Here is a 25,275-nt window from a genome sequence, read left to right as displayed (position 1 = left end):
CCAATCGCGAACGGCATTGTCCCGGAAACCGAGTGCGGGGCCGTAAACCGAAACGCATTCCTGCGGCCGCACTCCGGTAAAGAAATGTCGCATAAGATATATTATGGAACCAAATGGCATATGACCGAGGGGGCGGCTTCGGCCAAAGAACCTCTTTGACTCAAAGGCCTACAGGATCGCGATCATCCGATCGCTGTCGGATGCCCGTGCCGACAACGGGGATGGCCGCGGATGGCCGGACGCGAGAACGATACAATTTTATTCAACGCGGCGGACCGAATTTTAACGGGCATCTGGGACAGTCCGTTTTCGTTCCGGCGGGCACGCGTATTCTGGGTGGGTTTTTATGCGTTTGAATTATCCGATCCTGCGACGATTGGGCCTTGGCGCCCATCTGGCGGTTGTCGTCGCGCTGGCGGCCATCCCGACGTCGCTGCTGATCATAGAGTTCATCGAATCCGAGCGGCGCGAAGCGATCGAAGACGCCGAGAAATGGACGCAGCGCGCCGCGACCCTGGTCGCCGAACGTCGCCAACACGTGATCGCGACGACGCGCACGGTCCTGACCGCGACCGCCGCGCAACTCGACGCGTCCGCACGTTCGCAGTCCTGCGCGACACCGCCTACCGGCAACGGCGAGATCGTATGGATGATCGCCCCCAACGGCGAGATCCTCTGTTCCACGACCTCCGGATTTCCGCTGTCCCAGTCCGTGATCGAGGAGCTGCTCGAAGACATCGTCGATCCCGGATTTGCGGTCATGGGACCGTATCTGTCGGGCGCCGGGCGTGCGCAACTGTTTGGCGCGCTGACGATACGGGCCGCCGACGGCACCACCTGGCACGTCATCCGCGCGATCGATCTGGCCTGGCAGCCGGCCTATGACGAGGATCTCGGCGGGCCGGCCGACTTCGTGGTGATGACCATCGACGACGAGGGCCTGATCTATCATCGGCTGGGGCCGGGGGCAGATCTGCCGATTGCGCCGGACGGAAAGCTGCGCCCTGCCCCTCCGTTTCATGCGTCCACGCTGGTTGGGACGTCCACGTTGATGGACATCGACGGCGTGCCGCGCATTTTCGGGGCCGCGTCGATACCCGAGACCGGCGATACCGTCATGGTCGGTCTGTCCCAGGACGCGGTCTCGTCCAAGGCGAAGCGGGATCTGATAGCCGATCTCGCGCTTTTCGCCGCCGCGCTCACGTTGTCCGGGGTCCTGGCCTGGCTCACCCTCGAACGCATGGTCTTGCGCTCGCTTCGCAGGCTGCGCGATGCGGCCGTCGCCACTGCGAGCGGAGAACCGAGCGATCGGGTCGAGATCACCGACGGCCCCATCGAGCTGCGCGAACTGGCGCACGCGTTCAACGACATGAAGGACAAGCTGGAGTTTCAGGCGTTCCACGACCAACTCACCGGGCTCGGGAACCGTCGCTACATCGAGCAGCGCATGGCCGCGTTGCTGCAGGACGGCGAACCGTTCGCCATTCTGGCGGTCGATCTGGATGGGTTCAAACCGATCAACGACACCTATGGTCATGCCGTGGGCGATTTCGTCCTCGCCGAAGCGGCGAACCGGCTCAAGGCCGAGTTCCAAGACGGTCTTTTCATCGGGCGAACCGGTGGCGACGAGTTTCTCGCCGGAATCGCGGTCGATGGCGAACGACCCGCCGACATGGCCTCGCAGGTAGCGACGCGTGTTCTCGAAGGCCTGGGGCGTCCGATCACGCTGCCTGATGGCACACAGGAAACCATCAGCGGCAGCGTCGGCATCGCCTTCTGGGCCGGCAACGGCACCACGGCGGACGACGTCATCCGCCAGGCCGACGCGGCGCTCTACCGTGCGAAGCGGTCGGGCCGAAACCGGTTCGTTTCTCCGGACGCGCCCGAGCCTCAGGCGGGCTGCTCGTCCTCGAAGGCGATCCGCATCCCGTCATAGGCCGGAACGACGTTATCGGGCAGCCGAGCCTTCAGGGCGTCGTAGTCCAGGTCGACATGCATATTGGTGAGGATCGCGCGGCGCGGCTTCACCCGGTCGATCCAGGTCAACGCCTCGTCCACGGTAAAATGGCTGATATGCGGGCTTTCGCGCAGCGCGTCGATGATCCAGACGTCAAGGTCATGCAGCAGTTCGACGCTTTCTTCCGGGATATCGCTGACGTCCGGCGTATAGGCGAGGCCGCCGAAGCGGAAGCCGAGAGCGGCGATCGGGCCGTGGATCACCGGGAAGGGCTCGGCGACGATGGCGCCCCCCTCCCCGTCGATCACGACCAGCGTCGGCGGCAGGATGTCGTGGGAATCGAGGATCGGCGGATAGGGACTGCCGGGCGGAGAATCGAAACAATAGGAGAAGCGCTCCCGCAGGCGCTCGCCGGCTTCGGGCTCCATATAGACCGAAACGCGCCGGCGATTGTGGATGACGACCGGGCGCAGATCGTCGATGCCGTGGGTGTGATCGGCGTGGTCGTGGGTGAACAGAACACCGTCGATCCAGGAGACGTCGGCGCCGATCAACTGGTCGCGCAGGTCCGGTGACGTGTCGACCAGGACGGTGGTCTTTCCCTCGGCACCGGTCTTTTCGACAAGGATCGAGCAGCGTCGGCGGCGATTTCTGGGATTATCCGGATTGCAGGCCCCCCAACCGCTGGCGACACGCGGCACGCCGCCGGAGGACCCGCAGCCGAGGATCGTCGCGACCGCCGTCATGGAGCGGCTGAAACCTCGGCCGGGCGGGGAATCTTGGAGAACAGCCGAAAGAAATTGTCTGTCGTCCGGCGGGCCATCTCGTCGTAGGAGACACCGCGGGTTTCGGCCAGAACCTTCGCGGTTTCAACCACATAGGCCGGCTCGTTGCGCTTGCCGCGATACGGCACCGGCGCAAGATACGGCGCATCCGTCTCGACCAGAAGGCGGTCGGCGGGCAGCGCGGCGGCGACGTCGCGGATCTCCTCGGAGCGCTTGAAGGTCAGGATCCCGGAGAACGACACGTAAAGGCCGAGTTCGATTCCCGCGGTCGCGAGGCCGGCCTTCGAGCTGAAGCAGTGCAGGATCGCGTCGAAGCGTCCCTTCGCCATCTCGTCGCGCAGGATCGCCTCGGTGTCGGCTTCCGCCTCGCGCGTGTGGATGACGAGCGGCAGTCCAGTCTCGCGCGCCGCCGCGATCTGGGTGCGGAAGCTCTGGGCCTGCAGATCGCGCGGCGCCTTGTCATAGTGATAGTCGAGGCCCGCCTCGCCGATCGCGACGACCTTGGGATGGTCGGCGGCGGCGATGTAGTCGGCGGCCGGCACGTCGGGTTCCTCGCCGGCGTTGTGCGGATGGGTGCCGACCGAGCAGTAGACATCGTCGTAGCTTTCCGCGATCGCCCGCACCCGGTCGAACTGCCGGAAGCGGGTATTGATCGTGACCATGCGGACGACTCCGGCCGTCCGCGCGCGCGCCACGACGGCGTCGCGTTCCTCGGCGAAGTCGGGAAAGTCGAGATGACAGTGGCTGTCGACGATCATGGCGTCAGGACGCATTCCTTCCGGGACCATATTCCTTTGGCGGGCATTCCGTCAGGCGCCCTCGCCGGCCTCGGCTTCCACGTAGCGCGGGAACACGGGATTCGGCGCCGGCAGGGCGGTGCCGGCGGCAAGACGCCCCCCTTCCCCGAGTTCGGCGAAATTACGCTTGTCCGCGGGCACGCCGACGAGATCGAGCAGCGCGTCCGCCGACGCGGGAACGAAGGGCTGGATCAGGATGCCGATCTGGCGCAAAGCCTCCGCCGTCACGTAGAGCACGGTTGCGAACCGCTCGGGATCGGATTTCCGCAGGGCCCAGGGCTCCTGGGCCGCGAAATAGCGGTTTGCGTCGGCCACCACCGACCAGATGTCCGCCAGCACGATATGCAGCTGCTGGTCGGTCATGGCCGCGCGCGCCTTGCCGATCAGGTCGTCGCAGGCGGTCAGCATGGCGGTATCGTCGGCCGTGAACGCTCCCGGTTGCGGCAGCGTCGCATCGCAGTGCTTGGCGATCATCGACAACGAGCGCTGAGCCAGATTGCCCAGGTCGTTGGCGAGATCGGCGTTGATGCGCTGGACGATGGCATCGTGGCTGTAGTTGCCGTCCTGGCCGAACGGCACCTCGCGCATGAAGAAGTAGCGCACCTGGTCGACGCCGTAGTGGTCGATCAGGGCGAAGGGATCGACGACATTGCCGACCGACTTCGACATCTTCTCGCCGCGGTTGAACAGGAAGCCGTGCGCGAAGACGCGCTTCGGCGGCGCGACACCGGCCGAGAGCAGGAATGCCGGCCAGTAGACTGTATGAAACCGCACGATGTCCTTGCCGATGACATGGAGGTCGGCAGGCCACCACTTCCGGAACGTCTCGCCGTCGGTATCGGGATATCCCACGCCGGTGATGTAGTTCGTCAGGGCGTCGACCCAGACGTACATCACGTGCTTTTCGTCGCCGGGAACCTTCACGCCCCAGTCGAACGTCGTGCGCGAGACCGACAGGTCCTGCAGGCCGCCCTTCACGAAGCTGACGACCTCGTTGTAGCGCTCCTTCGGCATGATGAAGTCGGGATGGTCTTCGTAGAGCTTCAGCAGCCGGTCCTGGAACGCCGACAGACGGAAGAAATAGCTGTTCTCCTCGGTCCACTCGACGGGTGTGCCATTGGGGCCGATCCGAACACCGTCCTCGCGAACGGTCGTCTCGGATTCGGCGTAATAGGCTTCGTCGCGCACCGAGTACCAGCCGGAATAGGTGCCGAGGTAAATGTCGCCTGCCTCGACCATGCGCTCCCAGATCGCCTGGGACGAGGTGTGGTGGCGCGGCTCGGTCGTGCGGATGAAGTCGTCGTTCGAGCACTCGAGCGACGTGACCATCTTCTCGAAAAGCGGCGTGTTGCGGTCGGCGAGTTCGCGCGGGGTCAGCCCTTCCTTGGCCGCCGTCTGCGCCATCTTCATGCCGTGCTCGTCGACGCCGGTCAGGAAATAGACGTCGCGCCCGTCCAGCCGCATGAACCGCGCGATCGCGTCCGTCGCCATGGCCTCGTAAGCATGCCCGATATGGGGGGCGCCGTTGGGATAGGAGATCGCGGTCGTGATGTAGAATTTGGACGTCATGACTGGCCTTACGGACAAGTGCCGGCGCGCCGTTCGTTTCCGCGGCGTCCTTTCAGACGCGAGCCGCGTCGAGCGAAGTCGCGGTGGATACGATACGGAACACCGACAGAAGGGTTAGCGTGCGGTCGAGATTGAGCCTTTCGGCCTCGGCGAGCGCTTGCGTGACCTTTTCCCATACCTCCGCCCAAGGCGCAAGAACGTGGGGCTGGGCGCCGGCACGGGCCGCTTTGCGCATCCGGCCCGCGATCGCGTCGGTGAGCAGCGAGGTCGCCATACGGTAGCGATCCTCCGCACCGCGCCGTCCAAGCGCTTCGGCCAGCTTCTGCGCGGCGACCGGGTCGTGCCGCGGCATGTCGGCGAGAAGCTTGTTGACCGCATGGATGGTCTCGACCGCCTCCTGGGTGGCGAGATCCATGGCCTTGCCGAGACTTCCGCCGCACAGCGCGGCCGCCGTCGCGCGGGCGTCGTCGTCCTGCCCTACCCCGGCGATACGAAGCGCCTCCGCGACCGTCGCGGTATCCAGCGGCTTCAGCGCAAGCCGCCGGCACCGCGACCGTATCGTCGGCAGCAGACGGCCCGGCGAACCGGAAAGGAGCAGGAAAACGGCGCGCTGCGGCGGTTCCTCCAGCATCTTCAGAAGCGCGTTCGCAGACGAGCGGTTGAAGTCGTCGGCGGTGTCGACGATCACGACTCGCCATCCCCCCGTCGCCGATGTGGTCGACAGGAAGCGGGCGACCTTGCGGACCTGATCAACGGAAATCACGGTTGCCGTCGCCCTCCCCTCCTCGTCGCGGGGGCGTTGCAGGACGATGAGATCGGGATGGGACCGGGCGCGGATCTGCCGGGCGGCCGGATCGTCCGCCGGAACGGTGAGATCCCGCGCGGCCTGGACCGCGTCCTCGCCATGATCGGGATGGCCCAACAGGAAGCGGGCGAACCGGTAGGCGAGCGTCGCCTTGCCGACGCCTTCCGGCCCGTCGACCAGCCAGGCGTGATGCAGTCGGCCCGACTTGTAGGCGCTCAACAGGGCCGCCTCGGCGTCGTCATGGCCGATCAGGCACGCGGCGGCCTCCGGTGGGGAGATGGAGAAATCCGGCGGGATCGTTGCAGTCATCGGTCAGGAGGCCGCGTTGGTTCGTGTTCCAGGAGCCTTTGTCCCGGCGTTGTCCTTGCCAGGCAAGGCAATCCGATCCGCGACGGCCGTCCAGATCGCCGCGCCGACTGCGTCGATCGACTCGGATGCGTCGATGACAACGCAGCGCTCCGGCTCCCTGCGGGCGATCGCCAGAAAGGCGTCGCGGAGCTTGCGGTGGCTCTCCAGGTCCACGTCCTCGAAACGGTCGCCGCCGGGGCCGCCGTTCTCGGCGCGCGTCACGGCGCGGGCGCGCTCCAGGCCGATGTGCGGATCGAGGTCGAGTATCAGCGTCAGATCCGGCCAGTCATCGCCGATGACCGCCGTCTCGAAGGCCTCGAGCAGCCGCCGGTCGATGCCGCCCAGCGTGCCCTGATAGGCGCGCGTGGAATCGGCGAACCGGTCGCACAGGACCCATTTGCCCGCTTTCAGCGCAGGACGGATCACTTCGTTCAGGTGGTCGTCGCGGGCGGCATTCACCAGCAGCGCCTCGGCGAACGGTCCCAGCGCCTCGACCCGGCCGGACAGGATCGTGCGGCGCACGATCTCGGCGCCCTTGGTGCCGCCCGGCTCCCGGGTTTCGACGACGTCGATCCCGAGGCCGCGAAGTTTCCCGGCGAGCCGCTTGATCTGCGTCGACTTGCCGGTTCCCTCGCCGCCCTCGAAGCTGATGAACTTGCCCGGCGCCGCCCCCATCGTGCGCGCCTAGTTCTTCGTCGCCATTTCGACGCCGCTATGGACCAGACCGACCATCAACTCGTAGGCCGCGTCGAGCGCGCGGCTGTACAGCGGTCCGATGCCGACGGCGCGCGTGGCGTAGAGCGGAATTCGGCTGATCAGCTCCTGGTCGTTCATGACTTCGAGCTCGCCAACCTGCTGGCCTTCCTCGACGGGCGCGCGAAGCGGGCCCCGATACACGATGCGGGCGCGTAGCTTGGACTTGGCGCCCCGGGGAATGAGGATCTGGATCGGTTCGTGGCCGGCGAGCGGGACCCAGCCGTCCGTGCCGCCGAAGACACCCACCTCCCCGACCGGCTCTCCGGCCTGGAACAGCGTGACCTTCTCGAACGACCGGAAGCCCCAGGCGAGCAGCTTCTGCATCTCGTTGATGCGCTCGTTGCTCGACGACAGCCCGTGGATCGCGGCGATCATCCTCTGGCCGTCCTGGTCGGCGGAGGCGATCATGCCGTAGCCGTCTTCCTCGTCGTAGCCGGTGAACAGGCCGTCGGCGCCCGGGGTCTTGCCGATGATCGGGTTCTTGTTGAGCTGACGGATGTTGTTCCAGGTGAATTCCGGTTCCGAGAAATACCCGTAGAGGTCGGGGTGCTCGGTGATGATGTGGCGGGCGAGCGTCACCAGATCGCGCATCGACATGGTCTGCTTCGGCTGGTCGGGATCGGGCAATCCGGTCGCGTTGACGAAATTGCTGTCCGACAGCCCGAGCCGTTTCGCGCGCTCGTTCATCAGCACGGCGAAGGCCTGCTCGTTGCCCGCCATGCCTTCGGCGATCACGATGCAGGCGTCGTTCGCGTTCTGTACCATGATGCCCTTCAGCAGGTCTTCGAGACGGATGCTCGTATTCAGGCCGGCGAACATGGTGGAGGTGCGCGATGGCGCGCCGCCCTTGCGCCAAGCGTTCTCGCTCACCACGAATTCATCGTCCAGCGACAGCCGGCCTTCCTTGATCGCCTCGAAGACAATCTCCAGCGTCATCAGCTTGGCCATGCTGGCGGGCGCGAGAGCCGCCTCGGACTCCTTCGACAGGACGATCGTGCCGGTCCGGTCGTCGATCATGTAGGCGTGGGGCGCGGCGGTCTCGATCGCCTGCGCCATGGCTGGCGCGACAGGGGCGACGAAAAGGCCGGCCGCCAGGGCCAGCCCCGGAATGGCGCATCGCCAGAGTCGCGGCAGTGATGAAGGAGCCGGCAGGCGGCGGAAAATCACGCCAATATTCGCCATATCGCAATCGCTCGGTGTCGAGATTCCATCTCTGATACCAAGCGGTTCCGGGCGGGTAAAGAATGCGGGCTTTTAAGGACCGGCCGAATGGGGCGCGGCGCGGTTACCGGAACGTGCGGTTGTCGCTCGGATTCGTCGGCTGTCCGGTGAAGATCAGGACGATGTCCCGCTCGGTGTCGAAGATCGAGAACGCCCGCGCCACTGCGGCATCTGCCTCTCGTTCGGCGTAGCCCTGCACCCAGCGATAGGTGACCTTTCCCGTGCCGACCGGCACCTTGGGGACCGGCCCGTCGGCGGAAGGGGTGAAACTCGCCGATACCGGTTCGGGCGTGGGCGGTACGTCGGCGGCATAGGTCGACGGCGAGAAGGCCACGGTCGTCTGCGGATAGGGAGCCGATGTGCCCGGCGGCGGAGGCGGCGGCTGCATCGCTCGTCCGGCCGACGCCTGTTGCGCCGCCGGTGCCGAAAGGCCGGCAAGCATGACCGGGCCGACCGGCTGGCCATCGTGGCGAACGGTGGTGGTCAACCACTGGCCGTCATTGCCCTCCAGCGGGGCCATGCCGACATATTGGACCCGTACCTTGGCGGTGCCGTCGTTGTGGAAATCGAGCAACTCGGCGGTGCGCTTGGAAACGTCGATCAGGCGGTTATGGGCGAACGGGCCGCGGTCGTTGATGCGGACGACGACCGAGCGGCCGTTTTCGAGATTGGTGACACGGGCATAGGTCGGCAGCGGCAAGGTCGGATGCGCCGCGCTCAGGTCCGCCATGTCGAAGACTTCGCCGTTGGCGGTTTTGCGGCCATGGAAATCGCGGCCGTACCACGATGCCAGGCCGACCTGGTCGTAGCCGGCGTCTTCCTTGGGCCGATACCAGCGGCCGGCCACCTTGTAGGGCTTGCCGACCTTGTAGTAGCCGCCGCCTTCGGGGATCGGCTTGCCGAACGGCACGAGGCGCGGGCTGGCGGTGACACCGTATTTCTTGTCGGGCCCGCCCGATGGCGAGCTGCAGGCCGCGACGAGCCCGACCAGCGACAGGGCGGCAATGCCCCGTGCCGCGCCCAAGGCGGCCGTCATACGCGTACTCGAACCCCGTCCCGTCATTCTTACCCCGTCCGTCGCGGTGCGCCGTTCCTGTCCGCGGGACTTCGTCCCGCGCCGGATTTGATCCCGGTTCTCGACAGTCGACGCAAACACCCCCGTTTAACCGCGACTGTGTGTCCCCGCACGTTACACCGGCGTTAAGGCCATGCCACAATGGGCGGCATGGTTAAGCGATTGTTACCGGCGCTCGCTGCGACGTGAACCTTGGGATCGCAGTGCGGTCGAAATGTGACCGTAATGGGGCCCTGCTGCCCGCGGATGGCATGGCGGCCCGTCGGTCCCAACCGGTTCGTGCCGTGTTTCACTGCAAATTGAAAGCGATCAGGCTCGAATGAACGTGAAAAATGAAGCCCGTTCGTCTCAAAGCCTGTTGAAGCCGACGGCGGCTTCGGCGATGGTGCGGCGTCCGACGGATGGGTGGCCGAGTGGTTGAAGGCACCGGTCTTGAAAACCGGCAGGCGGGCAACCGTCTCGTGGGTTCGAATCCCACCCCATCCGCCATTTTCCCCTGACCGAACGGGCCGGGACACTGCGGAAGGCTTGGACGCTCGCAGAACTGCGGCCTGTTCGCCCTAGACCGACAGCACGGTCGTGCGAAACAGGCTGTCCGGCCTGATGTCCTAGGGGGCGGCCCGGCATGCCGCTGTCGGCCCCAACTGAGCACCCGTCGTAGCCTGCCTGCGGGGCATCACCAGCCTCAAACGGAGCGAAAATGTCTGGCACCCGCCAAAAGAAAGATAGGGTCATGACATCCGCGCCAACCGTCCTATGATCCGCCTGCAAAGCCGACAAGAAACAGGAGTCGCACACATGGCTGATGGCGGGAAATTAGCAAATCGGGCGCAGCGGAGCCTCGTCGTCCATGGCTTTACCAACAGCGTCCTGGACCCGGACGACGAAATGCTCGGCCCAGTTGAGGATGGCGGAACAATCATCGCCAACACCGCACCTGGATGCTGGGGGCCGATGATCACGCCGAGCCTTCGCGGCGGGCACGAAGTTACCCGGCCGGTGCGCATCGAGGGCGCGGCCCCCGGCGACGGGTTGGCCATCCGCATTCGCGACATCACCGTCACCTCGATTGCCACCGCCTCGGGGCATGACAGCTCGCCGGAAGGCTTCTGCCTGGGCGACCCCTATGTCGCTGCGCGCTGTCCGACCTGCGACACTGTCTGGCCGGAAACCCATGTGGAAGGCATCGGCCAGGACGCGGTGAAATGTAATGTCTGCGGAAACCCGGTGAAGCCGTTCGAGATCGTTCACGGCTACACGGTCACCTTCGACGAGACACGCACGGTTGGCCTCACCCTGCCGCGCGAGGCGGCGGAGACGATTGCCCGCAGCGCCGATCACTATGCCGCGCTGCCCGATGAAAGCCACCAGCACTCTATCCTGACCTATGCGCCCTCTGACATGCCCGGCACGCTGGTGCGGATGCGCCCGTTCCTGGGCCAGCTCGGCACCTGCCCGTCGAAAGCGATGCCGGACAGCCACAATGCCGGTGATTTCGGCGCCTTTCTCGTCGGCGCGCCGCATGCTTACGCCATCACGTCAGAGGAGCTGGCGGAGCACAAGACCGACGGCCATATGGACATTGACGCGGTGCGCGCCGGCGCGATCCTCGTCGCGCCGGTGAAGGTGCCGGGCGCGGGCCTTTACATGGGCGACATGCATGCCGGCCAGGGCGACGGCGAGATCGCCGGACACACGATGGATGTCGCCGGCAGCGTGACGCTCCAGGTCGAGGTCGTGAAAGGCTACCCGCTTGACGGACCGGTGCTGTTCCCGCTCCTTGAAGACCTGCCGCCCCTCGCGCGACCGTTCTCCGAGACCGAAAAAGCGAAGGGCAAACGCCTCGCCGCCAAATGGGATGTATCGGAGATCGAGGCGCTCGCGCCGATCTCGGTGATCGGCACTGCCGCCAATCTCAACGATGCGATCGAGAACGGCCTTGCCCGCGCCGCGAAGCTTCTCGACGTAAGCGTCGCCGAAGTGCGTAACCGCGCCACGGTGAACGGCGCCATCGAGATCGGCCGCGCCCCCGGCGTCATCCAAGTCACGTTCCTTGCGCCTCTTGCCAAGCTCGATGCGGCCGGCCTCGGCGACTACGCGCGCGAGCAATACGGCCTCTAGGGTCCCACTCCCCCCACGGCCGGTATCGGCCGTTGGGGGTAATCCCACCCTCCGCCATTTACCGCCGGTTTTACGCCACAGCCCGGATATGACCTGAAATCCGGAGACAACGGCAACCGGCCTCAATCCGCCTGCTAGTGCTGCACGTCCGGAACGACCGCTTCGAGCCTAGAGCGGTCATTCGTTACGTGTCTCCTCATCATGCAAGTTCCCCTGCTGCGAGCGCAGCAATTCTCAGATTCACCTGCGCCAAAGGATCCTGTTCCCGGAGAAGCCACGCCGCCGACAATCCAGTCCATGCGAGAATCCATTGAAGCAGGCGCCGCCGCTCGATATTTGCCGCTTCTGACACTACGGTCAGGCGCCGATGAAAGCGGCCTGGTTGCGTTGCTACTGGCCGACTTGGATCGCTTAAGTCGGGGTTGGTAAAGATGTTAGCAAAGTCGAAGCCGCGTTCACCTGCCAACGCATGTGGGTCGATGGCCAGCCAGCCTCGGTGGCCGAAATCGAGCACGTTTTCATGGTGCAAGTCACCGTGAAGGACGACCTTCTCTCGTGGATCAGCTAGGAGCATTTGCGCGGTCTCGAGGCTCCGGACCAGGATTCCGCCATGCTTTGCCGCTGCTGGTTCAAGTTCCCGGAACCACCCGGTCAGAGGAACCAGTTCGGGCAAAGGACCGGGGCGCCTGCGATGCAGTCGGGCGACCGTGGCGCAAAGAATGCGGCAGGCCTCATCATCATCGCTGCCACGTGCCATGGCCGCCAAAGACCGAGCACCTGTGGCACGCTCCATAAGCAGAGCGTTGTCGTCTTGTGCGAAAACCTGTGCCGCCCCATCCCCGTCCCACCACTTCATCAGCGCCGCGCCGCGTTGCTGATCCAAGTTGCAGGACAGTTTCAACATGGCAGGCTCACCTCTTCGACGCACCGGTAGGAGGCGTGCGGCGGGGGTGACAATCGGCTCGCCATCGGCGACGAGGTTCCAAAGGCGCAGATACGACTCGAACATCACATCTTCTTTAGGCTCGTCCGATTATGGCAAGTGTCATTCCTGGATAGCAGCCAGGTTCGTCGCACAATTCATCGTTTCTGACCGGCCATACGTTGCGGATTGTTTTGCTAGGACACCCAGTGCGAGCAGCGGATGACCGAGCAGAAGTTGTCGCGACGATATCCGGCATCCTTGTCCGCCAGCACGTCCGCCTTGACGTTGCCGAAGGTTGTGTGCGGCTTGTGTTCGATGCCGTCGTAGAACGCCTGAATGATGTCTTCCTTGAAGTGCGGTGTCCTCGGGAATGCCGCGACGACCGCCTCGCGGATCTCTTCCGGATACTGGCCATAGGTCAGGCCGAGCACGTCCATCTCGACGCCGGCCGTAGTCAAGGCAACTACGGGATGCATGAATTCCGGCACGCCCGGTGTGGTGTGCAGGGCGATTCCCGTCCAGACCTTTTCGATGTCGGACGGATCCACCCCGTAGCTATGTAGGAAGTCCCGGGCGGCATTGGCGCCGTCGACCTCGAAACGGAGATCGGCGCTGGCATGAGAGGGCATGAGCCCGACGTCATGAAACATCGCCGCTGCGTAAAGCAGCTCATGATTGACGCTCAGGCCGCGCTGTTGCCCCGCCAGCGCGCCGAAAAAGAATACGCGGCTGGAATGATTGAAGAGAAGCTCGCTCTCCGTATCCCTGATGAACTCGGTGATCGCTCGGCCGAGGCGACTGTCCGGCACACCTATTCCGTTGATTTCGGTTGGCGACGTAAGGGTGTCCAGCATCATCATTTCTCCAATGCAGAAAGGGCGCCTGGCTGCCCGCGCCCCGCGAAGAGCGGCGTCGCGGCGCCTGGCTTGTCTTGGCTCCCCGTTTATTGCTGCGGGCCGGTTTGGCTGCAATCTGCATGACCGTGGATTTTCTGCCAGTCAGGCCATATATGCTGCCCGGCTCCTGATCCGGAGCCTTGGTGAAAGGGGTGGGCGATGGCGAAACGGGATATCGCGCTGGTCATCCATGACGGGGTGCAATCCCTCGACGTGGCTGGTCCCCTCGATGTTTTCTCGGAAGCAAACGGGTTTCTGGCCGAGGGCGAAGGGTATCGCTGCCTGTTGCTCGCCGGCACCACGGCGCTGATCCGGGCATCCAACGGAACCCCGATGGCCGCGCATATGCGTTTCGCAGACGCATCGCGTGTTTTTCACACCGTGCTCGTCGCCGGAGGGCCCGGACTGCCTGAGGGGAGCGAGGACGCAATCATGTCGGCCTGGCTCCGGGATTGGGGAGCAAGGGCCGCGCGATACGGATCGATCTGCACGGGCGCCTTCGCGCTCGGCCATGCCGGGCTGCTCGATGGCCGTCTCGTCACCACACATTGGCAGAATGCCGCCTGCCTTGCCGAGGCGTTTCCCGCCGCGCGTGTCGAACATGATCGCATATTCGCCCGCGACGGCCGGCTGGTGACGTCTGCCGGCGTGACGGCGGGTATCGATCTCGCGCTTGCGCTTGTCGGCGAGGATCATGGAGAGCATGTCGCACTTGCCTGCGCGAAGCGCCTGGTCGTCGCGGCGCAGCGCCAAGGCGGGCAATCCCAGTTCAGCCCGTTCCTGCTTCCGCGGAGCGATCCTGAAACGCCGCTGGGGAAGGTCCAGGCCTATGTCATGGAAAACCTCGATGAGCCCTTTCCGGTCCGGCGTCTCGCCGCCATCGCCGGCACGAGCTCACGCAGTCTTGCCCGGCTGTTTGTGAAGGAACTCGGCGTAACCCCGCACGAGTTCATCGAAAACATCCGCCTGGATCACGCCCGTAACCTGCTCGAGGCGTCCGATCTCGCGTTGAAGGCAATCGCGTTCGATTGCGGTTTCGGTAGCTCGGAACAGATGCGCAGCGTCTTCCAGCGCCGTCTCGGGCTAAGCCCGCTTCGCTATCGCGAGAATTTCCGAACGACGCGGCCCGGTGCGGATTGAGACAATTCTCCGGAATCGGAGGTTGGAATCGGCAGGACTCGCGTTGGCAGGGCCGCTTGCGGCAAACGGTGCCCGATCAGCGCATGATCAATACCGGCACCCGACAGGACCGGATCATCTCGGTTGTCGTCGAACCGATGATGAAGGAGCGGACACGCGAGTGACCGTAGGCGCCCATCACGAGCAGTTCGTGCCCCGGGTCCTGCGTCAGGTCGGCGAGCACCGTTTCCGGTTCGCCGATGCGAACCAGGAGCTTCGCCTCGAAGCCCCCTGCCCTCAGCGTCGCCGCCGCTTTGTCGAGCGACGCGCGGATCTCCGGCGTTTCCTTGCCGGCATAAACCAGAGAAACCGCGAGCCCTGCGAACAGCGGACTGCGCGAGATGTAGTCGACCGCCTTCAGCGACGAGGCACCGCCGTCGAAGGCCACCAGAACCGTCTCGACCGGCCTGAAGGCGCGATTGGCGATGAAGACCGGCTTGTGACTGGCCCTTACGACGCGTTCCAGGTTGGAGCCGAGATGGTCCATCGCGTGGCCCGCCGCTTCGCCGCGCTTGCCGATGACGATCATCTCGCCCCGCTCTTCCTTGGCGGTGACGGTTTCCACCAGGTCGCCCCGGCGCAGGCGGGTCTCGACGGACGCGATACCGCCATCGTCCTGGATGATGGCTTTCGCGTCGTCCAGGATAGCGCGCCCGTGCTCGTGCGCCAGCTTCGCCCGCGCGGCGTCGAGTTGCGAAAGCTGCTCAAGCAGCGCCGTGCGCGCGCCCAGCCGGATCGCGCCGCTCAGGTCCTGCTCGCCGATGCCGTCACGGCGCCCCATGACGTGGTAGATCTTGACCTTCCAGCCGTTCCTGCCGGCGATCCAGGCAGCATGGCGACAAACGCTTTCGGAATAGACCGAGCCATCCACGAGAGCGATCAGTGTGTCGGTTGTCATCGCTCGATCCTTCCTCAGTGACCCATCAGTTGATCCATCGCGCCCGGCTTGTCATGGACGGCGAGCCTGTCGACGATGGTTTCGGAGGCTTCGTTGAGCCCGATGATCTCGACGTCGGCCCCTTCCCGGCGGAACTTGAGCACCGCCATGTCCAGCGCGGCAACGGAAGAAATATCCCAGATATGGGCGCGGCTGAGGTCGATCGTGACCGTCTCCGGCGCCTCCTTGAAATCAAAGGCTTTCATGAAGTCCTCGGAGGACGCGAAGAAAAGCTGGCCTTCTATCACATAGGTGCGATGGCTGCCGTCCGGCGTGATGTCGGACGTGACGCGGAAGAGCTGCGCGATCTTCCAGGCGAAGAAGATGCCCGAGAGCAGGACGCCCACAAGCACGCCGATGGCGAGGTTGTGGGTGTAGATCACGAAGACGACCGTCGCCAGCATCACGACGGACGAGGATTTCGGGTGCTCGCGGAGGTTCTTGACCGACGACCAGGAAAAGGTCCCGATCGAGACCATGATCATGATCGCGACCAGGGCGGACATCGGGATGATCGCCACGATGTCGCCGAGCGCCACCACCATGATCAGCAGGAAGATCCCGGCGACAAAGGTCGACAATCGTCCGCGTCCGCCGGATTTCACATTGATGATCGACTGGCCGATCATGGCGCAGCCCGCCATACCGCCGATGAAGCCGGTGGCGGTGTTGGCGAGGCCCTGCCCGATGCACTCCTGATTGCGGTCGGATGCGGTGTCGGTCAGGTCGTCGACGATCTGCTGGGTCATCAGGCTTTCCAAAAGCCCCACGACCGCGACGGCCAGCGAATAGGGAAAGATGATCGCCAGCGTTTCGAAATTCAGCGGAATGTCGGGGATCAGAAACACCGGAAACGTGTCGGGCAGGTCGCCCATGTCGCCCACGGTGCGGACGTCCCAGCCCATCGCGACGGTCAGGATGGTCAACACGACGATCGTGACGAGCGGCGACGGGATCGCCTTGGTCACCATCGGAAACAGATAGATGATGGCAAGCCCGGCCGCGACGAGCGGATAGGTGAGCATCGGCACCTTCGAGGGATCGAGCTCGGGCAACTGCGCGATGAAGATCAGGATCGCGAGCGCATTGACGAAGCCGGTCATCACCGACCGGGACACGAAGCGCATGACGTAGCCGAGTTTCAGAAAACCCGCCGCGATCTGCAGCAGACCGGCGAGAACGGTCGCGGCGAGCAGGTATTCCAGTCCGTAATCGCGCACCAGCGTGACCATCAGCACGGCGGTCGCCGCGGTCGCCGCCGAAATCATGCCCGGCCGACCGCCGGTGATGGCAACGATGACGGCGATGGAAAAGGACGCGTAGAGCCCGACCTTGGGGTCCACTCCCGCGATGATGGAAAAGGCGATGGCTTCGGGAATGAGCGCGAGGGCGACAACGAGGCCCGACAGCAGGTCACCGCGGATGTTGTGCATCCACTGGTGCCGGTATTGAGAAAGCGAGATCGAGAACACTTCAATATCCCTAGGCCGCAAGCTCTCGCTCGCGGTCTCGACAGATTTCGTCTGTTTGGAATTGTCCGGCGGATCGGCGGCCGGAATAGCCAGCCGGGAATCTCACCCGGCTCCATGTTCGTTGCCCACGCTCTTAGCCAGTCCGGTCGCGAATGCCAACCGTCAATGCAGCGATACTGTTGCCGGACCGGCAACGGCTTCCGACCCGCTTAGGCAATTCAGGGGCGCTTCGTGCACTGGTACTGTTTGCGAATCCCTCCTTGTCGCGCGTACAGCCGGAGAGCAGCAATGGCGCAGAACATCTACGACAACCCGGCGTTCTTTGCCGGTTACAGCCAGCTTCCCCGCCAGGTCCATGGACTTGACGGCGCCCCGGAATGGCCCGTCGTCAGGGATATGCTGCCGTCCCTGGACGGCAAGCGCGTGGTCGATCTTGGATGCGGCTTCGGCTGGGCTTCACGCTGGATACGGGAAAACGGCGCCGCCTCGGTGCTGGGCATAGACCTGTCGGAGAAAATGCTCGCGCGTGCGAGAGCGGAGACAACCGACCCGGCCATCGCGTATCGCATCGACAATCTTGAAACGCTGCAACTGCCGGCGGCGACCTTCGACCTGGCCTACAGCGCGCTGACCTTCCACTACGTCCGGGATTTCGACCGTCTTGCGCGGATGCTCCACGCGGCGATCGTCCCCGGCGGCGATCTCGTGTTCACGATCGAACACCCGATCTTCATGGCAGCCGCCCATCCGCACTGGATCGCCGACGAGGACGGGCGAAAGACCTGGCCCGTCAACGGCTACGCCGTCGAGGGGGAGCGCAGGACGGATTGGTTCGCCAAGGGCGTCTTGAAGTACCACCGAACGGTTGCCACGACGCTCAATACGCTGATGGCCGCCGGATTTGAGTTATCGCGGGTCGAAGAATTCGCGCCAACGCCGGAGCAGATCGCGGCAATGCCGGATCTCGCCGAAGAGCTGGAGAGACCGATGCTGCTCCTTGTGTCGGCACATCGAGGACGGGGCGCACCGGGATAGGTCCGGTCGTAACAAAACGGTCCGGCGGCACCGGCGCGTGTCAGCGTGCGGCGACCTCCGTCGTGCCGCCGACGAGCGCACCGGCGAAGGCGCTGCCGACGACGAAGCGGCTTGCGTCGCGATCGACGACCGTGCGCCCGTTGAGGACGACGCGACGGATGCGGGAGGGATCGCTCAGGACCGCGATGTCGGCCAGCGGATCGCCGTCGACCACGACGAGGTCGGCCAGCTTGCCGGGCTCGAGCGTGCCGACGCGATCGTCGAGCTTCAGCATCCGGGCGCTGTCGCGCGTCGCCACCTGGATCGCTTCGAGCGGGGTCAGCCCCATTTCCACCAGATAGACGAGTTCGTCGAGGTTCTGGCCATGACGCGTGAACGGAACCCCGGAATCGGTGCCCATGGCGAGCTTGACCCCGGCCTTGTGCGCCGCCTTGAAGCCGCCGACGTGGCGCTCGATGGCCGACTGCGCCTTGGCGACGGAATGGGCCGGGATGCCGGCTTCCGTGCCGTGCCGCACTACGTTACGGACCGCCGCCGAGGTCGCCACCAGCGTGGTGCCGTTCTCCAGCATCAGATCGATGCCTTCGGCGTCGATGAAATAGGCGTGCTCGATGGAGTCGACGCCAGCCATCGCGGCGTTCTTGATGCCCTGCGCGCCGTGTGCGTGCGCCGCGGAGATCTTGCCCGCCTTGTGCGCTTCCTCGACTGCTGCCCGCATCTCGTCCACCGTGAGCTGCGGGCTGCCGATCTCCGTCCCCTGCGTGAGGATGCCGCCGGTCGCGATCAGCTTGACGTTGTCGGCGCCTGCCTTGATCTGGGCGCGCGCGGCGCGGCGGGCGGCATCCGGGCCATCGACCTCGATACCGAGAAGCTGCCATCCATGGCCGCCGGTCATGCACAGGGCGCGGCCGCTGAGCACGAGCCGCGGTGTCACGCACAACCCGTCGGCGGCCGCCTGGCGCAGGGCGAAATCGATCTCGCCCGGTGTCCCGCAATCACGCACCGTGGTCACGCCGCCGCCGAGCGACGCAAGCGCGTTCTTGGACGCGGTCATCAGGCCGACGAGCTGCGCCCGCGGAGAGGAGAGCGCGGCCGGCGCGGCAAGTGCGTCCATGGACAGGTGCACATGGCAGTCGATCAGACCGGGCAGAAGCGTGCGGCCGGCCAGGTCGACGACGTCAGCGCCCGACCGCGCGGCAGCCCCGACAGGGTCGCCCTCGCCCACCGCCTGGATTTGGGCGCCTTCCACCGCGACATAGCCGGTGAAGACCTTGCCGTCGCCGTCGACGATGCGGCCGTTGCGATAGACTGTGCTGTGGGAAGACGGCATTGGCATTCCTCGTTTGGTCTTGCGTCTCGGGTCGCCCGCTCACTGGAGCATTTGGGCGGGAAGCCACAGGGACAGGGCCGGGATCGCGATCAGCAGGGCCAGCACGATCAGGTTGCAGACGATGATCGGCACTGCGGCGCGTGTGATCTCGCCCATCGTCGTATCCTGCAGGATGCCCTTGGCGACGTAGAGCAGGATGCCGAACGGTGGCGTGATCTGCGCCAGTTCGACGTTGATGAGCATCGCCACGCAGAACCAGATCGGGTCGTAGCCCAGCGCGGTGACCACCGGAAGGAAGATCGGCACGGTCATCATGATCAGGGGAATGCCGCCGATCGGCCCCCCGAGGAACAGCGTGATCAGATGCATCATCACGATCACCCAGATCGGCGATATCGGCAGCTCGGTGGCCCAGCCGATCAGCTGCTGCGTCGCCCCGGTGTAGGCGAGCAATTGCGTGAAGGCCTTGGACGCGGCCAGGATCGCCAGCACCATCACCGAGATGCGCAGCGTCGACATCAGCGCCTCGATGGTGACCGACCAGGTCAGCCGGCCGTAGCAGGCAGCCAGGCCAAAGGCGCCGGCGGTGCCGAGCGCGGCCGCCTCGGTCGGTGTTGCCACGCCGAGGAAGACCACGCCGATCACCAGGAAGATGATGATGGACAGCGGCAGGATGTATTTCGCCGTCAGCATCAGGCGTTCGCTGATCGCGACCCTCTCCGAGGAGTAGGCCGGTGCGGCGCTCGGGTCGAAGCGACTGGCGAGCACGACATAGACGACGTACGAAAGGGCCAGCAGAATTCCCGGCAGGATGATGGCGATCAACAGCTTGCCGACCGAAACCGACGCGATGACGGCAAGAATGACGCCGAGCGCGCTCGGCGGGATCATGATAGCCAGGCCGCCGCTGCCGAGCAGCGGACCGATGCTCAGCGACTTGCTGTAGCCCCGTTCCTGCATCGCCGGCGTCAGGGTGCGGATCAGCATCGCCGTCGTGCCGATGCTCGCTCCCGACAGCGTCGCCAGCAGCGTCCCTGAGCCAATCGCCAGGAGTGACAGTCGACCGGGAATGGCGCCCATCCACGTGTCGAGCGTGTTGATCATCTTCATGGCGATGCCTGTGCGGAAGAGCACCTCGCCCATCAGGATGAACAGCGTGATCGGCAACAGGACAAAGACCGAAAGGCTGCCATAAACGCTGTCGATCAACAGCTCGAAGCCGGCCTCGCCCATGAAGTAGCCGAGATAGATGATGTTGACGCCGAAGAACGCGAACACCACCGGAACGCCGAGCAGGACCAGAAAGAAGAAGGTCCCGATCAGCAAGAGGAATGCAACATACCACTCCATGCTGCCTCACACGTCCGTCGTGTCGTGGCGCGCGCCGGCGCGGTTGTCGTGCACCTCGCGGCGCATCGACCGCAGGAGCTGGATCAGCCACAGGAGGCTGCCGAACGGGATCACCGCATAGATGTAAAAGAGCGGGACCTCGCGGATCTTGAAGAAGTCGTAGCTTTCGTTGACGTAGTTCTGCCAGGCGACCTTGGCCCCGTACCAGGTCAGGACCGCGGTCGTGAGAAGCGCCAGTCCCCAGGCCGCGGCGCGCGCCATGACGCGCACCGGTGCCGGGAACTTCTGCATGATGGAATCGTCGTTGGTATGGCCGCCTTCGCGCTGCAGCCAGGCCACGCCGAGAAAGGTCAGGAAGACCAGGCTCCACTCGTTCAGCGAGGTCACCCAGCCGAACGAGAAGCCGAAGAAGTAGCGCACGATCACCTCGAAGGAGACGCTGATCACCTGGAACATGATCAGCGCGCACCCAACCAGCGCGAGACAATCGAGCAACCGGTCGAAGTTGCGCCCGAAGCGCGCGCCGATGCCCATGGCCGTGTTCTCCTTCGAGGGTTGCGCCAACCTTTATTGGCGTACGATCAGCGCCTTGATTTCGGCGACGCGGTCGGCACCGAGGATCTCCTCGAGCACCTCGAAGCGGCTTTCCGTGGCCATCTGGCGGAACTGTTCCGCTTCCTCGGGCGGCAGGTTCGTAAACGTCATGCCGGCTTCGGCCAGCCGCTTGCGCTCTTCCTCGGCCATTTTCGCCACGATGTCGGCCATCTCGGCCTCGATTTCGATCTGGGCGTCGATCAGCACGGCCTGTAGTTCGGCAGGCAAGCTGTCGAACTTCTTGCGGTTCATCAGCGTCACCGTCGTGTGGGAGTACCAGAACGGATCCGCGAGCATGTAGTCGGTCACCTCGTGCAGGCCGAGGTCGTAGGCGAAGATGTTGTACGGCGCCGCCGTCACGATGCCGCGTTCGAGACCACCGTAGATCTCCGAAATGTTCATGCCGATCGGATTGGCGTTGAGTTTCCGAAAGAACCCGTCATAGCCCGAATGGGAACGGATCTTCATGCCTTCGAAATCGGCCAGGCTCTCGATCGGCTCCTTCGAGAAGATGAAGAAGCCGGACTGGGTGGCGGCGCGCCCAATCACCTTGAGGTTGATCTTGCTGTGCGCTTCGTCGAGGAGCGCCAGATAGCCGTTCTCACGTTCCTCGGCCACGGTGATGCCGGAAAGACCGAGCGTATCGACTTCGGGTACGAGCGCGGTATGCGCCGTGAACGTCAAGGTGATGTCGGCCAGGCCCTTGCTCACGGCGTTGACCTGGTCGCCGACACCGAACACCTCCGGCCCGCCGAGGATCTCGACCCGCAGCTTGCCCTCGCCCTTGGCGTTCACCTTGTCTATCCACGCCTTGAAGACGGCCATGCTGTCCTCGACTTTCGAGGGCGGCGCATAGGTCAGGGCCTTGAGCACAATCTCCTCGGCCTGGGCACCGGCGACACCGGCGAGCACCACCGAAGCAGCCGTCAGCGATCTGATTGTCTGTCGAAGTCCACGCATGTTTGATTTCCTCCCTGCTTTACGGACTGTGTTTCGGCGCTGCGCGCCGCCTTTCGTCAGGTCATCTGGAAGAGCGTCCCGGCCTCTGCCGTAACCGCGCGCCGGAAGATCTCCCAACCGATGACCACGTCAGTGCTCGCGATGCCGCAGACCCCGACGAAAGTGCGCTCGTAACGGCCGGCCTTCGTCCCCCTGCCGGCTACCAGATTCTGGGTGCGCTCAATCCGTTCAGGGTCGAGCCGCGCCGCGGGGCGAGCCCGCGTGAGCAGGCCGGCCAGGTTCTCCGGATTGTCCGCAACGATCCGGTCCATCGCCGCCGGCACGTCGTCGTGCCACGCGTTTGTCAGGTCGAGCGGCACGAAGAAGCTGCCGGGCGCCAGGCAGTCCGCCGTCACCGGCTGGCCACCGCCCGGCGGGACCGATGACACGACGATGTCGCTCGCGCGTATTGCTTCGGCCGGTTCGTCAACCGGGATGATCCTCGGCGCCCCCTCCCCGGCCAGTTCCTCGGCGAACCGCTCACGCGACGCGGCGGTCTTCGACGAAACATAGACGGTGTGCAGAGACGGAAAGGCCGCCGTCATCACCCGCAGCGACCATCGCCCGAGCCCGCCGCAACCGACCAGCATCAGCGTCTCCGGATCGCGCTCGATGAGTGCGCGCACCGCAACCGCCGCGCACGCGGCCGTGCGCAGGAAGGTGATGTACATGCCTTCCATGATGCAGACGGGGTGGCCGTGATCGGGATCGTTGAGGACGATCAGGCCGGTTGAATCGGCCATGCCGCCGTCAAAGTTACCGGGAAAATACGACACCCACTTCATGCCGAGCGACCGGTTTCCCGCGACCCATGCGGGCATCGCGTGCAGGAAGCTGGCCGGGCGGTCGGGATGCACGCCGATCTTTGTCGGGACCTCGGTCTGGCCTTCGGCATCCAGACGATAGGCCTGCTCGGTCAGGTCGATCACCTCGGAAAGCGAAAGCCCGAGGGCTCGGATGTCCTGCTCGCTGAGAAGTCGCAGCGGTTGTGTCGTCATCGTCACCGTTCAATTCACCTCGAAGAGCCGCCAGTCGGGTACCGGCGAGATGACTTCCGGGCCGGAGGCGCGGACCACGACCTGCTCCTCCGGATTGACGAGGCCGTCCTCGCTCTCGATTTTCGGTTCGGGAGTCAGCACCATGCCCGCCTCCAGCACGGTCTTGTCGGTCCCGGAGATCGACGGCGGCTCGTTCTCCAGCCCTATCCCATGGCCGATTCTCTTCGCGGGGTGGTCGGAGTAATTGCGGAACTCCGGCCGGGCGGCGAGGCGCGCCTGCGAGAAGGCGAAAATCTCGCTGACGGGCGTGCCAGGCACCATCCGTTCGATGATTTCCCAAAGCAGGTCCCACATGCCGTCGTGCTCGGCCAGCTGGCGGGGCGACGGTTTGCCGAACACGGCGCGGCGCGTGATATCCATCCGGTAGCCGGCGTAGCTGCAGCCGCCGTCGATGTAGAGGACGTCGCCATTCTGAAACGTCCGACCTTCGCCGGTGGCACCGAACACCATCGGCGGCTCGGAGGTAATGTCGGCGCCCTCCTCCGCATAGAACGCCAGCACCTGGCGTTGCACTTCGGGCACGGAGATCCCCGGCCGCAGCGCCTCGAACATGCGCTGCCAGGCCCGGCCACCGATCGCGCAGGCCTGGCGCATGCAGTCGATTTCCCACTCCGACTTGATGAGCCGGCAGCCCCACAGAACCGGACCGGAATTGACGAAGCGCACCTTCGGCAACTGCTCGCGCAGCAGCTCATAGTCGTCGTACGGGATGCCGAGCCATGTCTCGCGGCCGAGTTCGATCCCGAGGCGCCCGCTATCCAGGCCGCGCTCGCGCACGATCTCGGCAACACCCCAGTCAACCCGCGGTGCGTCGGTGAAGGGGACTTCCGGGTAGATCCGGCGGTCCTGCACCCAGGAGGGAAACGGCATGTCGTAGAGCCGGCAGAACATCTCCGGGCCGGACCAGGTGATCAGCGCCGGCTCGCCGTCGAGCGGCAGGACCAGGATCGCCGGCCGCGACTTCATCCATGCCGGCACCTTGTGTCCGGTGAAGTAGCCGTAGTGCACCGGGTCGGTGACGATCAGGCCGTCGAGCCCGCGCTCGCGCATCAGGTCGCGCGCCCGTGCGACGCGGTTGGAGTACTCGTCGGGGGGCATTGCTGACATACGGTCTCTCACTGTCTCATACGTACGTCAGCCAATCGGCGTGACGGTTGCTGCGGCCGTAGACCGTGGTGAAATAGGCTTCCTGGATCTGCTTGGTGACGGGGCCGGGCTTGCCGCTGCCGATCGGGCGGCGGTCGAGCTCGACCAGCGGCGTCACCTCGGCGCCGGTGCCGACGAAGAAGGCCTCGTCGCTGGTCAGCACATGGTCGCGGGAGAACAGTTCCTCGCGCACTTCGAGGCCGAGCTCGCGTGCCAGCACGATCACTGTGTTGCGGGTGATGCCGTCGAGCAGATGGGTCAGTGGCGGCGTCACCAGGGCACCGTCGCGCACCAGGAAGATGTGCTCCACCGACCCTTCCGCAACGTGTCCGTTGCTATCGAGCAGAAGCGCCTCGTCATAGCCGTCGCGGCGCGCCTCCGTGCGGGCCATCTGGAACAGCATGTAGTTGCCGCATGCCTTGGCCTTCGACATGTTGGTGTTGATGTGGTGGCGCGCATAGGTCGAAACCCGCGCCCGGCTGCCGTTCTCGAGCGTACCCTTGCCGACATACTCGCCCCAGAACCAGACAGCGATAGCGACGCTTACCGGGCAGTCCTCGTAAGACAGTCCCATGCCGCCCTCGCCGACATAGGCGAGCGGGCGGATGTAGCATTGTTCGAAGCCGTTGGCCCTGATGACCTCCCGCGTTCCTTCGACGAGTTCGTCGAGCGTGTACGGCAGGCTGAATCCGAGGATCTCGGCGGACCGGGCGAGCCGCACCATATGCTCGCGCAGCCGGAAGACGGCCGGGCCGGTGTCTGTCTTGTAGCAGCGTATGCCCTCGAAGACGCCGAAGCCGTAGTGCAACGTGTTGCTGACCAGATGAACCGTGGCGTCGTCCCATGGGACGACCTCGCCGTTGATCCAGATTTTTTCCGCTTTTTCCATGGCCGGACTCCGGTCTGGTAGTGAATGAGAG

22 protein-coding genes, 1 tRNA gene and 1 other annotated feature are annotated in these 25,275 nt (G+C 64.9%); of the genes, 5 read left to right on the top strand and 18 right to left on the bottom strand.

Annotated features, from left to right (window positions below):
* Window positions 1-346 precede the first annotated feature (346 nt).
* A complete protein-coding gene (locus MUB46_RS20045) occupies window positions 347-1,936 on the top strand; it encodes a diguanylate cyclase domain-containing protein (RefSeq protein WP_261617736.1) in 1,590 nt (529 codons plus the stop codon).
* Here the strand turns inward: MUB46_RS20045 and MUB46_RS20040 are convergent.
* The 7 genes from MUB46_RS20040 to MUB46_RS20010 all read right to left on the bottom strand — a co-directional run bounded on the left by MUB46_RS20040 (window position 1,891) and on the right by MUB46_RS20010 (window position 9,274).
* The gene (locus MUB46_RS20040; RefSeq protein WP_261617735.1) at window positions 1,891-2,703 is read right to left on the bottom strand and encodes an MBL fold metallo-hydrolase; all 813 of its coding nucleotides are present in this window, start codon (window positions 2,701-2,703) and stop codon (window positions 1,891-1,893) included. The genes MUB46_RS20045 and MUB46_RS20040 overlap by 46 nt on opposite strands.
* Window positions 2,700-3,500, bottom strand: a complete 801-nt coding sequence (locus MUB46_RS20035; protein WP_261617763.1) for a TatD family hydrolase — start codon at window positions 3,498-3,500, stop codon at window positions 2,700-2,702. Before MUB46_RS20035 ends, MUB46_RS20040 begins: the two co-directional genes overlap by 4 nt.
* Window positions 3,501-3,551: 51 nt before the next feature.
* On the bottom strand, window positions 3,552-5,108 hold the full coding sequence (gene metG, locus MUB46_RS20030; protein ID WP_261617734.1) for a methionine--tRNA ligase: 1,557 nt from the start codon (window positions 5,106-5,108) through the stop codon (window positions 3,552-3,554).
* Window positions 5,109-5,160: 52 nt separating this feature from the next.
* Window positions 5,161-6,222, bottom strand: a complete 1,062-nt coding sequence (locus MUB46_RS20025) for a DNA polymerase III subunit delta' (RefSeq protein ID WP_261617733.1) — start codon at window positions 6,220-6,222, stop codon at window positions 5,161-5,163.
* Window positions 6,223-6,225: 3 nt separating this feature from the next.
* Window positions 6,226-6,936, bottom strand: a complete 711-nt coding sequence (tmk, locus tag MUB46_RS20020) for a dTMP kinase (protein ID WP_261617732.1) — start codon at window positions 6,934-6,936, stop codon at window positions 6,226-6,228.
* A gap of 9 nt (window positions 6,937-6,945) precedes the next feature.
* Entirely contained in the window at window positions 6,946-8,199 is a 1,254-nt protein-coding gene (locus MUB46_RS20015) for a D-alanyl-D-alanine carboxypeptidase family protein (RefSeq protein WP_261617731.1), read from the bottom strand.
* Between the two features lie 103 nt (window positions 8,200-8,302).
* Window positions 8,303-9,274 carry a septal ring lytic transglycosylase RlpA family protein gene (locus tag MUB46_RS20010; protein WP_261617730.1) on the bottom strand — a complete coding sequence of 324 codons (972 nt, stop codon included), beginning with the start codon at window positions 9,272-9,274 and terminating at the stop codon, window positions 8,303-8,305.
* Window positions 9,275-9,712: 438 nt separating this feature from the next.
* Here MUB46_RS20010 and MUB46_RS20005 point away from each other — a divergent pair.
* Window positions 9,713-9,802 (top strand) — tRNA-Ser (locus MUB46_RS20005).
* Between the two features lie 309 nt (window positions 9,803-10,111).
* Entirely contained in the window at window positions 10,112-11,434 is a 1,323-nt protein-coding gene (locus MUB46_RS20000; protein WP_261617729.1) for an acetamidase/formamidase family protein, read from the top strand.
* Window positions 11,435-11,633: 199 nt separating this feature from the next.
* Here the strand turns inward: MUB46_RS20000 and MUB46_RS19995 are convergent, their stop codons facing one another.
* Together MUB46_RS19995 and MUB46_RS19990 are read right to left on the bottom strand one after the other, a co-directional pair.
* Complete coding sequence (locus MUB46_RS19995) at window positions 11,634-12,443, bottom strand: aminoglycoside phosphotransferase family protein (RefSeq protein WP_261617728.1); 810 nt, start codon at window positions 12,441-12,443, stop codon at window positions 11,634-11,636.
* Window positions 12,444-12,553: 110 nt separating this feature from the next.
* Window positions 12,554-13,213: an HD domain-containing protein gene (locus MUB46_RS19990; protein ID WP_261617727.1), complete on the bottom strand. Its 660-nt coding sequence runs from the start codon at window positions 13,211-13,213 to the stop codon at window positions 12,554-12,556.
* Between the two features lie 201 nt (window positions 13,214-13,414).
* Between MUB46_RS19990 and MUB46_RS19985 the strand changes: the two genes are divergently transcribed.
* Entirely contained in the window at window positions 13,415-14,395 is a 981-nt protein-coding gene (locus MUB46_RS19985; protein ID WP_261617726.1) for a GlxA family transcriptional regulator, read from the top strand.
* Between the two features lie 76 nt (window positions 14,396-14,471).
* On the opposite strand, the gene MUB46_RS19980 is transcribed toward MUB46_RS19985, so the two are convergent.
* Window positions 14,472-15,332 carry a universal stress protein gene (locus MUB46_RS19980; RefSeq protein ID WP_261617725.1) on the bottom strand — a complete coding sequence of 287 codons (861 nt, stop codon included), beginning with the start codon at window positions 15,330-15,332 and terminating at the stop codon, window positions 14,472-14,474.
* Window positions 15,333-15,346: 14 nt separating this feature from the next.
* The gene (locus MUB46_RS19975) at window positions 15,347-16,804 is read right to left on the bottom strand and encodes a SulP family inorganic anion transporter (RefSeq protein ID WP_261617762.1); all 1,458 of its coding nucleotides are present in this window, start codon (window positions 16,802-16,804) and stop codon (window positions 15,347-15,349) included.
* Window positions 16,805-16,902: 98 nt separating this feature from the next.
* Window positions 16,903-16,960, bottom strand: a sequence feature (sul1 is cis-regulatory element that is thought to sense ions involved in sulfur or methionine metabolism; They are found in Alphaproteobacteria).
* Between the two features lie 171 nt (window positions 16,961-17,131).
* On the opposite strand from MUB46_RS19975, the gene MUB46_RS19970 reads away from it, so the two are divergent.
* Window positions 17,132-17,878: a class I SAM-dependent methyltransferase gene (locus MUB46_RS19970; protein WP_261617724.1), complete on the top strand. Its 747-nt coding sequence runs from the start codon at window positions 17,132-17,134 to the stop codon at window positions 17,876-17,878.
* A 40-nt stretch (window positions 17,879-17,918) separates the two neighbouring features.
* On the opposite strand, the gene MUB46_RS19965 is transcribed toward MUB46_RS19970, so the two are convergent.
* From MUB46_RS19965 to MUB46_RS19935, 7 genes are read right to left on the bottom strand one after another with little or no spacing between them, the layout of a single operon-like run.
* Complete coding sequence (locus MUB46_RS19965; RefSeq protein WP_261617723.1) at window positions 17,919-19,208, bottom strand: metal-dependent hydrolase family protein; 1,290 nt, start codon at window positions 19,206-19,208, stop codon at window positions 17,919-17,921.
* 39 nt (window positions 19,209-19,247) lie between these two features.
* Window positions 19,248-20,558, bottom strand: coding sequence for a TRAP transporter large permease (locus MUB46_RS19960; RefSeq protein WP_261617722.1), 1,311 nt, complete (start codon window positions 20,556-20,558; stop codon window positions 19,248-19,250).
* Window positions 20,559-20,564: 6 nt separating this feature from the next.
* Window positions 20,565-21,092, bottom strand: coding sequence for a TRAP transporter small permease (locus MUB46_RS19955; RefSeq protein ID WP_261617721.1), 528 nt, complete (start codon window positions 21,090-21,092; stop codon window positions 20,565-20,567).
* 33 nt (window positions 21,093-21,125) lie between these two features.
* A complete protein-coding gene (dctP, locus tag MUB46_RS19950) occupies window positions 21,126-22,112 on the bottom strand; it encodes a TRAP transporter substrate-binding protein DctP (protein ID WP_261617720.1) in 987 nt (328 codons plus the stop codon).
* Between the two features lie 56 nt (window positions 22,113-22,168).
* The gene (locus MUB46_RS19945; RefSeq protein WP_261617761.1) at window positions 22,169-23,149 is read right to left on the bottom strand and encodes an ornithine cyclodeaminase family protein; all 981 of its coding nucleotides are present in this window, start codon (window positions 23,147-23,149) and stop codon (window positions 22,169-22,171) included.
* A gap of 9 nt (window positions 23,150-23,158) precedes the next feature.
* Window positions 23,159-24,316, bottom strand: a complete 1,158-nt coding sequence (locus tag MUB46_RS19940) for a M24 family metallopeptidase (RefSeq protein WP_261617719.1) — start codon at window positions 24,314-24,316, stop codon at window positions 23,159-23,161.
* Between the two features lie 16 nt (window positions 24,317-24,332).
* Window positions 24,333-25,244 carry a branched-chain amino acid transaminase gene (locus MUB46_RS19935; RefSeq protein ID WP_261617718.1) on the bottom strand — a complete coding sequence of 304 codons (912 nt, stop codon included), beginning with the start codon at window positions 25,242-25,244 and terminating at the stop codon, window positions 24,333-24,335.
* Between the last annotated feature and the right edge of the window lie 31 nt (window positions 25,245-25,275).

Origin of the sequence: Microbaculum marinisediminis, assembly GCF_025397915.1 — a bacterium.
In the GTDB taxonomy this organism is placed as follows: Bacteria; Pseudomonadota; Alphaproteobacteria; order Rhizobiales; family Tepidamorphaceae; genus Microbaculum; species Microbaculum marinisediminis.
The sequence above is the reverse complement of the archived record's forward strand: the minus strand, read 5'-3'. Positions and strand labels throughout refer to the sequence as shown.